This is a genomic window from Nocardia asiatica NBRC 100129, assembly GCF_000308415.1.
GTDB lineage: Bacteria > Actinomycetota > Actinomycetes > Mycobacteriales > Mycobacteriaceae > Nocardia > Nocardia asiatica.
Window position 1 is genome coordinate 1 of sequence record NZ_BAFS01000254.1, and the last position, 9,131, is coordinate 9,131.

Here is a 9,131-nt window from a genome sequence, read left to right on the forward strand (position 1 = left end):
GCGCTGCGATAGATCCGGCGCACCCGGTCCGGGGTGAGCACCGCCATGTCCGGCGGGATGGTGGCGTGCAGCGCGGCCAGCGCTTCCTCGCTCAGGTCGTGGATGTCGCCGTCGCCGGGCAGCAGGGCGTCCGCGCCGATGCCGAGTTCGGCCAGCGCCTCGCGGATGGCCGCCCGGAAATCGGTGACGTCGATGTCCGGGTGGCTGTCGAGCATGGTCAGCAGCCCGATCTCCTCCCCCGCCGCCTGCAACTCGGTCGCCACCGCGTGCGCCAGCACACCGCCGAGCGACCAGCCGAGCAGCCGATAGGGGCCGTGCGGCTGCACCGCGCGGATCTCGGCCACGTAGCGGCGCGCCATCTCGGTCAGCGATCGCGGCAGGTAGCCCTCTTCGGTCAGCGCGGGCGACTGCAGGCCGAAGATCGGCGTGCTCGCGGGCACGTAGCGCGCGAGACCGGCATAGCACCAAGCCAATCCGTACATCGGGTGCAGACAGAACAGCGGCTGGGCGGCGGCTGTGTCGTGCGGCACCATGGTCCGGATCGGCAGCAGCACACCGAGCGCCGCGTTCGAGTCCTGGTCGTAGTCGTGGTCGTCGGCCAGCGCGGCGAGGATCCTGGCGGCCAGCGCCGCCGGGGTGGAATCGGTGAAGAACCACTGCACGCGCACCTCGGCGCCGGTCAGCGTGCGCAGCCTGCTCACCGCGCGCGTGGCCACCAGCGAGTTGCCGCCCAGGTCGAAGAAGTCGTCGTCCATGCCGATCCGCCGGCCGGCATCGGGCGCGAGCACCTCGTCGAACACCTCGAGTACGGTCCGCTCCAGCGGCGTGCCGGGCGCGCGGTACGGGCGGGCCGCCAGCCGCGGCGCGGGCAGCGCCTTGCGGTCGAGTTTGCCGCTGGCGTTGAGTGGCAGTTCGGCGAGCACGACGACCGCCGAGGGCACCATGTAGGACGGCAATGCGGCACGGGCGTGCAGCAGCAGCGCTGCCTCGTCGACGGACTCTCCCGGCGCGGCGACCACGTAAGCGGCCAGCCGATCCCCGGTGGCGCCACGCACCAGCGTGACCGCCGCGTGCCGCACCTGGGGGTGACCGGTCAACACGGTCTCGATCTCCCCGAGTTCGACGCGCTGGCCGCGCAGTTTGACCTGGAAGTCGCTGCGGCCCAGATACTCCAGCGCTCCGTCGCGCCAGCGCACGATATCGCCGGTGCGATAGAGCCGGGTGCCGCCCGCGTGGGCGACGAAACGCTCGGCGGTGCGTGCCGGGGCGCCGAGATAGCCGCGCGCCAATTGCGCCCCGGCGACGTACAGCTCGCCCGCACTGCCCGGCGGCACCGGTCGCAGCTGCCGGTCGAGGACGTGCACGCGGGTGTTGGCCACCGGGACGCCGATCGGAACCACCGCCGCGGACCTGCCGCGCACCTGGTGGTCGGTGACCACGGTGGCCTCGGCGGGGCCGTACCAGTTGACCAGCGCGGCGCCGGGCGCGGTGACGGCGAAGGCCGCCGCGGTCTCACCCGACAGCGCCTCGCCCGCCGCGAACACCCGCCGCAGCGACGGGTACCCCGTGGCCGGGTTGGCGACGGGATCGAGGAACGCGTCCAGCATCGACGGCACGAAGTGCACTGTGGTGACCGCGTTCTCGACGATCGTCCGAGCGAGGTAGGCCGGATCGCGATGGCCGTCGGGCGCGGCGACCACGATCGACGCACCGGTCTGCAACGGCCACAACAGCTCCCAGGCGGAGATGTCGAAGGTGATCGGCGTCTTGTGCAGTACCACGTCGTCGCCGCCGTGCGGGTAGGCCGACTGCGCCCAGCGGAACTGGTTGACCATCTGCCGGTGCGTGATCATCACGCCCTTGGGGCGACCGGTCGAGCCCGAGGTGTAGATGACGTAGGCGACGGTGTCCGGGTGGACGTGCACCTGCGGCAGCGCCTTCGCGTACGGAGGCAGATACAGCGTGTCCACCGCGATCACCGGAACGTCGGCCGCGGTGTCGAACGCGTCCGCGGTGGTGGTGAGGACGCAGATCGGAGCGGAGCTGCCGAGGACGTACTCGTTGCGCTCGGACGGGTGGTCCGGATCGACGGGGAGGTAGCCGCCACCGGCCCGCAACACCGCGTAGATCGCGACCACCAGATCGATGCCCCGCCGCATGGCCACAGCGACCAGCGTTTCCGGCCCCACGCCCCAGCGCATCAGCTCGACGGCCAGCGACCGTGCCCGCTCATCCAGTTCGGCATAGCTGAGGGTGGTGTCGGCGAAGCGCACCGCGGGCGCGTCCGGCGTGCGCGCCACCTGCGCGTCGAACAGCGACATGAGCGTCGCGCCGTCGAGCAGTTCCGGTGCGTCGGTGGCGTTGCGCGCGGCCAGCTCGGCGCGCTCGTCGTCCAGCAGCACATCGATGTCGCCGATCCGCGCCTGCGGAGCCGTCACGAAACGTCCGATCAGCGCCGCGAGCCGTCGCGCGAGCGCGTCCGCCGCCGCCGCGTCGGTCAGGTCGCGCAGGTACTTCACCGAGACGCGCAACTGACTGTCCAGCACCACCATCACCGTGAACGGATAGTGGGTGCCGTTGACCGCGCCCACCCCGGTGACGTTCATCCCGTCGATGGCGCTGGCCTGGTCCAAGCCCTCCCGGTCCACCGGGAACGACTCGAACACGACGAGCGAGTCGAACAACCCCTCCACGCCGACGGCTTCCTGGATATCGCTCAGCCCCAGGTAGTGGTGGTCCAGCAACGCGGCCTGCTCGGCCTGCAACCGACGCAGCAACCCGCCCAGCGTGCCGGTCGCGTCCAGCCGCACCCGCACGGGGATCGCGTTGAGGAACAGGCCCACCATCGCCTCGACGCCGTCCAGCTGGGGCGGCCGTCCCGACACGGTGGCGCCGAAGACCACGTCGTCGCGGTCGACGGTGCGACCGATCAGCAGGCCCCAGGCCGCCTGCACCACGGTGTTCACCGTGACGCCCAATCCCGACGCGAGCCGGGTGAGAGCGGTGGTGTCGGCCGGGGACAGCTCGAACCCGACCTCGCCGACGCCCGCGGAGATCTCACGACCGGGATCGACCGGCGCGAGCGGCGTCGGCTCGGTGACACCGGCCAGCGCGGCGCGCCACGCGGCACGGGCCGCCTGCGTGTCCTGCGCGACCAGCCACGCCAGGTAGTCGCGATACGACCGCACCGTCGGCAGGTGCCGGGAGTTGCCGCCGAGCGCGTACAGCGTGAGCAAGTCCTTCATCAACAGCGGCATGGACCAGCCGTCGACGAGGATGTGGTGGCTGGTCACCAGCAGGTGATAGCGGGCGGCGGTGGAGCGGATCAGCGCGAACCGCAGCAGCGGCGCGGTTCGCATGTCGAAGTGGTCGGCGAGATCGGCCGCTTTGACGCGCTCCAGCTCGGAGGCGGCCGCGGCCGGTTCCAGCTGGCTCAGATCGATCAGCCGCCACGGCACTTCCAGCGAATCCTGCACGATCTGCACGGGATTGCCCGCACTGTCGTCGGCGAAGGCGACGCGCAGGTTGTCGTGCCGGTCCAGCACGGCCTGGGCGGCGGCGCGCATGCGGCGGGCGTCCACCGCGCCCCCGAGATCCAGCACGAACTGGGTGGTGTAGACGTCCACCGAGTTCTCGGCGAGCAGGGCGTGGAACAGCATGCCCGATTGCAGCGGGGTGAGCGGCCACACGTCGGTCAGGTCCGGGTAGGCGCGGGCGAAGCGGTCGATGTCGGGCTGCTTCAGCCGCACCAGCGGGAAGTCCGATGGTGTGAAACCGCCCGCGTCGGGGCGTAATCCGTGCTCGGCCAAGCCGCCGAGCGCGCGGATCCAGTGCTCGGCGAAAGTCTTCGCGTCCTCGCCACGGAACGCGGCGGCGGCGAAGTCGAAGCGGGCCAGCAGGCCCTCGTCGGTGGCCTCGACGGTCAGCACGAGCAGCAGGTCCTCCGACGGGATGTCGGTGTGCACCCGCGCCGGGCGCAGATCCCGGTAGCGCAGCGCGAACCGGCCGCGACCGAGGCCGCGCAGCTCGGCGGCGGTCTCGGCGTTGAGGTGGCGCAGCAGGCCGTAACCGACACCGCAGGAGGGCACCGATCTCCGCAGCTCCTTGATCTGCGCGATCGCCGTGCCCGCCGCGGGGCCACCGATCAGGGCGTCCTCCAGGTCGACGCGGCTCAATCGCAGCGGCAGCGGGTATTCGGTGACGAAGCCGCCCACCATGCTCTCCGCGTCGGCGTGGGTGGCCGCGCGCGGGTCGGCGGGCAACCGGACCACCGAGCCGATGGCCCGGGTGACGGCCTCGCCCGCACTGGTCTGCAGGGCCAGCGCCAGCGCGGTGAGCACGATGTCGTCCACCCCGGCGTGGTATGCCTCCGCGGCCGCGGCGACGGCCGCCGCCCCCTCGGCCGTGATGGTGAGCGACACCCGGCTGCGTGCGCGCAGGTCACGGCCGTCGGTCGCCGCGCCCTCCGGGACGCTGCCGAGCGTCCGTCGCCACCAGTCCATTTCGGCGACGGTGGCCGGATCGCCCGCCTTGGCCGACAGTGCCCGGATGAACGTGCCGAGGCCGGATTCCGCGGTCGCGGGCGCGGCGTGGCGCGCCCGGTTCCAGCGCGCGGTGAGCTGGTCGGTGATGCTCCGCCAGGAGACGTCGTCGACCACGAGGCTGCTGGCCACGATGATGAGCGTCGAGCGGCCCTCGGGACCGCCGGTGAGCACGAAGTAGATGTTGCGCCCCTGTTCGGGGTCGAGCGCGGCCGCGGCCGCCTGCACCACGTCGTCGATGGGCAGCGAGGTCTCGCCACGCTGGGCGTCCAGCCTGCGGAACGCCTCACCGGCGCGGTCGGCGGCGTCGGGGATGCGCAGCACGGGCGCGCCGTTGTCGTCGTAACCCACCCGCACCCACAGCATCGGATGCTGGTCGAGCACGGCGCCCACGGCGGCGCGCACCGTCTCGACCGAACAGGTCTCCGGGACGTCGAGGGCGATGGCCCGCACCTCGAGGCCCTCCTCCAGTATCCGCGCCGCGTCCGGCGTGAGCGGCAGTTCGCCCGCCTCGTCGGCGGGGCCGCCCGCCACCGCGGCGGCGCGAGCCAGCGCGGCAACGGTCCGGCATTCGAAGACAGCACGCGGCGAGAAGGTCACGCCCCGCGCGCGCGAGCGGGCGACCACCTGGATGGACATGATGCTGTCGCCGCCGAGGGCGAAGAAGTCGTCGTCCAGACCGACTCGGTCGACGCCGAGCACCTCGCCGATCACCTCGGCGATGACGACCTCGGCCGGGGTGCGCGGCGCACGGTAGGCGCGGGTGTCCACGGCCGGCTCGGGCAGCGCCTTGCGGTCCAGCTTGCCAACGGGCGTCAGCGGAATGGCGTCCAGCACGACGATCGCCGCCGGAACCATGTGTTCCGGCAGCGTGCGCCCGATCCGCTCGGTGAGCACGGCCGTGTCCACGACGGCGTCCCCGGCCGGCAGCACGTAGGAGACCAGGATCGTCGCGCCGGAACCGGTTTCCCGGCCGAGCGTGACGGCGAAGCCGACTTCGGGCTGGGCCGCGAGCGCGGCGTCGATCTCGCCGAGTTCGATGCGGAAGCCGCGCACCTTCACCTGGAAGTCGTTGCGGCCCAGGTATTCCACGACCGGCGCGTCTCCGGCCCGCCGCCAGCGCACCAGGTCGCCGGTGCGGTAGAGGCGCTCGCCGGGCGTGCCGTACGGGTCGGCCACGAAGCGCGCGGCGGTCAGCCCAGGGCGGGCGTGGTAGCCGCGGGCGAGCTGGATGCCGCCCAGATACAGTTCGCCCGTCACGCCCTCGGGCACCGGCCGCAGCCTGCCGTCGAGCACCAGCGATCGCATGCCACGGATCGGCCCGCCGATCGCGACCGGATCACCGGGGCGCAGCGGATCGCTGATGTTGGTCATGATGGTGGTCTCGGTCGGCCCGTAACCGTTGTGGAAGTCGCGCTCCGGCACGCCTGTCCACTTGGCCGCCAGCTCGGCGGGCACCGCTTCACCGCCCGCCACGATGGTCCGCATTCCCGCGAGCGCGTCGGGATCGAGCGAGGCGAGCACGGACGGGGTGAGGAAGGCGTGCGTGACGCCCTCGGCGCGAATCAGCTCGGCCAGTTCCTCGCCACCGAAGGTGAGCGGCGGCGCCAGCACGAGCCCGCCCCCCGCGCCGAGCGCGAGCAGCAGTTCCAGCATCGACGCGTCGAACGACGGCGACGCGAAGGCCAAGGCCCGCGTGGACCGGTCGAGCCGATAACGCTCCACTTGCTCGGCGCAGAAGTTCGCCAGGCCCGCGTGGGTGACCACGACGCCCTTGGGCAGACCGGTGGAGCCGGAGGTGTAGATCACGTACGCGGCATTGCCGGGGCGCGGTATCGCGCGTAGCTCGCCGGGCCGCAACGGCTGGTCCGGGCGCACGGCGACGTCGACGGTGAAGTCGCGATCGTCCAGCACCACCCACTCGCCGCCGCCCAGGGCGGGCAGGTTGTCCAGCTCGGCGGTGAGCGTCACGCCGAGTGTCACGCCGGAATCCGCGACCATGTGCGCGATGCGGTCGGCCGGGTAGGTCGGATCGATCGGGACGAACGCCGCCCCGGCCTTGGCCACCGCCCACAGCGCCAGCACGGACTCCACCGATCGACGGATGGCGATGGCGACGAGCACGTCCGGTCCCGCGCCCCGGTCGATCAGCGCGCGCGCCAATTGCGCCGAGGCAGCGTCGAGTTCGGCGTAACTGAAGGTGCGCCCGTCGGCGACCACCGCGATACCGGCCGGGTTCGCGGCGACGGCGGCGGCCATCAACTCCGGCAGCGTGCTCGGCGGCACGGCGGGTGCGCCGGTACGGGCGATCAGGGCGGCGCGCTCCGAGTCGTCCAGGATCTCCAGATCACCGACGGCGGTGGCGGGATGCCGGGCGACGGCGGCCAGGATGCGACGGAACCGGCGGCCGAACTCGACCACGGTCTGCTCGTCGAACAGGTCGCGCGCATAGGTGAATTCGGCCGCGAGACCGGCCTCGGCGCCGGACTCGGTGCGCTGCTCGCGCACGGTCAGCAGCAGATCGAACTTCGCGGTGCCCGCGGCCGGGTCGAGCGCGGTGAAACTCAGGCCGGGCAGTCGGAAGTCGGTGGCGGTGAGGTTCTCGAACGACAGCGCCACCTGGAACAGTGGGTGGCGGCCCGCCGAGCGCTGCGGGTCGAGCTTCTCGACCAGTCGCTCGAACGGGATGTCGGCGTTGGCGAAGGCGCGCAGATCGGTTTCCCGATTGGCGGCCAGTAATTCGGTGAAGGCGAGACCGGGCGCGACCCGGCTGCGTAGCACCAGGGTGTTGACGAACATACCGATCAGGTCGTCGAGTTCGGCTTCGCCGCGCCCCGCGATGGGTGTGCCGATCGCGATGTCGTCGGTGCCGGACATCCGCGCCAGGAATACCGCGAACGCGGTGTGCACCACCATGAACAGCGTCGCGTTGTGCTGCCGCGCGAGCCCGGCCAGCGCGGCGTGCACGTCGGCGTCGACGACGAAATCGGTCTTGCCGCCCGCGAAGGACTGCGCGGGCGGGCGCGGGCGGTCGGCGGGCAGGTTCAGCTCGTCGGGCAGGTCCGCGAGTTCAGTTGTCCAGTAGGCCAGTTGCGCACCCGCGAGCGAGTCGGGATCGTCGTCGGCGCCGAGCACGTCGCGTTGCCACAACGCGTAGTCGGCGTACTGGATGGGCAGCGGCGCCCAGGACGGCTCGCGGCCGCCGCCGCGCGCCACGTAGGCCAGCATCAGGTCCCTGGTCAGCGGGCCCATCGACCAACCGTCGGCGCTGATGTGGTGCGCGACGAAGACCAGTACGTACTCGGTGCCCGCGAGTTGGAACAGCTTGGTACGGACCGGCGCCTCGGCGGTCACGTCGAAGCCGGCCGTGACGATCCGCTGGACCTCCCCGGCGACGTGCTCGTCCCCGATCTGCGCGGGAGTCAGATCCACCGTCACCTCGTGCGGCGCGAGAACCCGCTGAACCGGCCCGTCGGGGGTCTGCGGGTAGATCGTGCGCAGGATCTCGTGCCGCGCGATGAGGTCCTCGACCGCCTGTCGCAGCGCGGTGACGTCCAGGTCCCCGGACAGGCGAATGGCGGCCGGAATGTTGTACACCGAGGCAGAGGTGTCGAACTGGTTGAGGAACCACATGCGCTGCTGCGCGAACGACAGCGGGATGTGGTCGGGCCGCGGTCGCGCGACCAGCGGGATCCGTTTGCTCGCATCGGCGCCGCGTTCGACCTTGATCGCCAGTGCGGTGACGGTCGCGGCTTCGAAGATCGTGCGGACCGGGACACGCGAGTCCAGCGCCGCGCCGATCCGCGCGGCGACCTGCGTCGCCAACAGCGAGTTACCACCCAGGGCGAAGAAATCGTCATCCGCACCGACACGCTCGACACCCAGCACCTCGGCGAACACGCCGGCCACGATCTCCTCGACCGGGGTCGAAGGCGCACGGAAGGCTTGGACCTCGAACTCCGGCTCCGGCAACGCCTTACGATCCAGCTTGCCGTTCACATTCAACGGCAGAGCATCCAACACCACGAACGCCGACGGCACCATATACGACGGCAACCCAGCAGTGAGTTCAGCCTTCACCTGCGCCACATCGACACCGGCATCGGCCTCGGCATCGGCATCGGCGGCGACCAGGTAGGCCACCAACCGGTCACCGGTCCTCGGATCCGACTTCGCGATCACCGCCGCCTGCGCGACCTGCGGCAACGCCAGCAACGCCGCTTCGATCTCACCCAACTCGATACGGAAACCACGAATCTTCACCTGGAAATCCGTACGCCCCCGATACTCCAGCTCACCCGCACTGTTCCAGGCGACCAAATCACCCGTGCGGTACATCCGCGCACCAGACTCGAACGGATTCGCCACAAAACGATCCGCCGTCAGATCCCCACGACCGAAATACCCCCGCGCCAACTGCACACCAGCCAAATACAACTCACCCGACACACCCACCGGAACCGGACGCAACCGCGCATCCAACACAAACACACGGCTATTCCACTCAGGCGCACCAATCGGCACCGACATCTCGTCAGCCACAGTCACCCGATGGCACGTGATCGACACCGCCGCCTCAGTCGGACCATA

At 71.2% G+C, this 9,131-nt stretch carries 1 protein-coding gene; it reads right to left on the reverse strand.

The window, feature by feature from the left end; genetic code table 11:
• Window positions 1–9,131: non-ribosomal peptide synthetase (locus ON27_RS24830; protein ID WP_043732683.1), on the reverse strand; the 9,131-nt coding region annotated here is incomplete at both ends.